The sequence below is a fragment of the Thermohalobaculum sediminis genome, from assembly GCF_023487995.1.
GTDB lineage: Bacteria > Pseudomonadota > Alphaproteobacteria > Rhodobacterales > Rhodobacteraceae > Thermohalobaculum > Thermohalobaculum sediminis.
On record NZ_JAMFKN010000039.1, the window covers coordinates 1 to 1,896 of the forward strand.

Annotated in this window: 3 protein-coding genes and 1 pseudogene; 2 read left to right on the forward strand and 2 right to left on the reverse strand. The window is 60.3% G+C overall.

Going from position 1 to position 1,896, the window contains the following annotated elements; genetic code table 11:
- Positions 1 to 96 precede the first annotated feature (96 nt).
- Entirely contained in the window at positions 97 to 309 is a 213-nt protein-coding gene (locus M1105_RS20475; protein ID WP_249582226.1) for a hypothetical protein, read from the forward strand.
- 352 nt (positions 310 to 661) lie between these two features.
- Positions 662 to 889: pseudogene (locus M1105_RS20480) on the forward strand (iron ABC transporter permease); the annotation flags it as partial.
- Between the two features lie 30 nt (positions 890 to 919).
- Here the strand turns inward: M1105_RS20480 and M1105_RS20485 are convergent.
- Positions 920 to 1,339: a hypothetical protein gene (locus M1105_RS20485; RefSeq protein ID WP_249582227.1), complete on the reverse strand. Its 420-nt coding sequence runs from the start codon at positions 1,337 to 1,339 to the stop codon at positions 920 to 922.
- A gap of 41 nt (positions 1,340 to 1,380) precedes the next feature.
- Positions 1,381 to 1,542 (reverse strand): hypothetical protein, encoded by a 162-nt coding sequence (locus tag M1105_RS20490; protein WP_249582228.1) that lies wholly within the window; start codon positions 1,540 to 1,542, stop codon positions 1,381 to 1,383.
- Between the last annotated feature and the right edge of the window lie 354 nt (positions 1,543 to 1,896).

Consider the following 1,896-nt stretch of genomic DNA (forward strand, 5'->3'; position numbering starts at 1 on the left):
AAGGGGTTGGGTTTGCTCATGCCACGAGGGTAGGGAGGCGGCTATTCCGCCTCAAGCCAAGTTCCTTTGACATTGCCATTCCGGGGCGTGGAGAGCGTGAAGCCGGATACGAACATCGCCGAGCGCGAGCGTGTCGCCATCGATCACGCGCGCAATGCCCCGCAACTCGGCGGCCAGGGCAAGGCCCGGCAGCAATGCCAGAAGGAGAAGAATGGTGGAGTGCATGGCCAGCAGGTAGCACGCCGCGCAGCGCGCCACAAAGAGGCCGCATGGCGGCCCACCATTCGACATGCGCAATCAGTGGAATGAACATGCCACCATGATGCTTGCTCCGCAGGTGGCGTGTTCTGCTCGTTTAGCGTTCTGCGGCTGCCCTCAACCTCCTACGAGGGTAGCCGCGCTTACGTGCTCACATAATCCTTCACGGCGCAATAACGCTGGCCAGTGCTCGCTCAATTCCCAACGCCTTGGCGCGGGTACGGCCAAAAGATAAACGCCGCCGCTAATACCCAGCGGCGGCGTTTATGGTCTTGGTTGTGGCGTAACCCTGCGTCTGCGTCTGCGTAGTGTGTGGCGCAACTCTGCGAAGTGAGAACGCCAAACCGAACAATGGGTTCCAGTCGCCGGTAATTTTTTATGAGACGCTTTGTCGATCGATATGCTTAACTTGATTTTCGTCGATGGCGTGAAGGAGCTGCCGGCGACACTGATCCTGCGCCCCTTCAACTTCGAGACGCTGGCGACCACTGTCTATGGCGCCGCATCGCTCGAACAGCTCGACCAGGCGGGGCCGGCGGCGCTGGCGATCGTGGTGGTGGGGCTTCTGCCGGTGGCGCTGATCGCGCGGACCATGGACCGCAGCCGCCCCGGCGAGGCGCTGGCGCCCTGAGTGACCGCGCCTCGCCGTGCCCTCCGCCCTCTAGTGGAATATATGACCGCCTTGAATCGCGAGCTTCACGTAGTTCTCGGCGACATCCGAGTAATTCACAATCATTTCTCGCGCTGCAGGTAATGATTTCTTGCTTCTGAAAGGATTCTTGCTCTTCTCTCTCTTGGCTATATAGAGATTGAAGTCGGATACGGCGTCGTTCATCGTGTATGCTTCTTTGCGGAGCTGCGCGGCGAGGTTCTTGCCCCGCTCCCAAACCGCGATCCGTTTCTTGGCGTAGGGATGGTCCTCCCAGTTCGCGAGCTTGACCATCTCGGGCTCGTACTTGTCCCACTGACTCTGGTAAATTTCCCAAGCCTTGCAGACACCCTCCAGTCGCTTGCTGGTCTCATGGCATTTGCTCGCCTTCGTCTCGACATCCTTGATGAACTTCTCGATCTTCCTACCCATCGTTTGCTCCGCGCACTGATAGCTTGACGCTCGGTTGTCGCTCAGTCGTCTGCTTCCTTCGAAAGTTCGGACTTGGCCTTGGTCGCGGACGACTCCGCCTTCTTGAGCTTGGCTGCATTCGTATTGAGCGCCGCCGAAAGCGCTGCTGCGAGCTTAGCAGCTTTCGCTGCCTCGGCCTTTGCCTTGCTGATGTCCTCCGGCATATCCGTCCCTCCTTGTGAAGACGGCGCGCGCATCGCGCGCGCCACAGGGCAGGAATGCTCGCGCGCCCCGGGGACCGAGTCAATCATCGAGGATCGCCCAGATTGGCGTCGGGAGTGAGTGGGCGCTTTCAGCCGACGACGCGGCCCCTGGCTCAGGACCTGCTGGCCGGCCCCCGATTGCGGATCCAAGATTAATGTTAGTGGATGGTCGCATTCGCGGCCATCCTGTTCAGCGTGTTCCGTATCGGCCAACTGACGGTGCCGGCACTCCGGACCTGGGTGGTGTCAGACGAATGCGAACCAGTCTCAGATTGGCTGTCAACGTCGGCCTTCAGGCTGCGCCGAGCTGACGCC

Bases quoted from the DNA above. Each gene is read 5' to 3' on its own strand.
- M1105_RS20490 (WP_249582228.1), bottom strand. From the start codon at position 1,542: ATGCCGGAGGACATCAGCAAGGCAAAGGCCGAGGCAGCGAAAGCTGCT.
- M1105_RS20485 (WP_249582227.1), bottom strand. From the start codon at position 1,339: ATGGGTAGGAAGATCGAGAAGTTCATCAAGGATGTCGAGACGAAGGCG.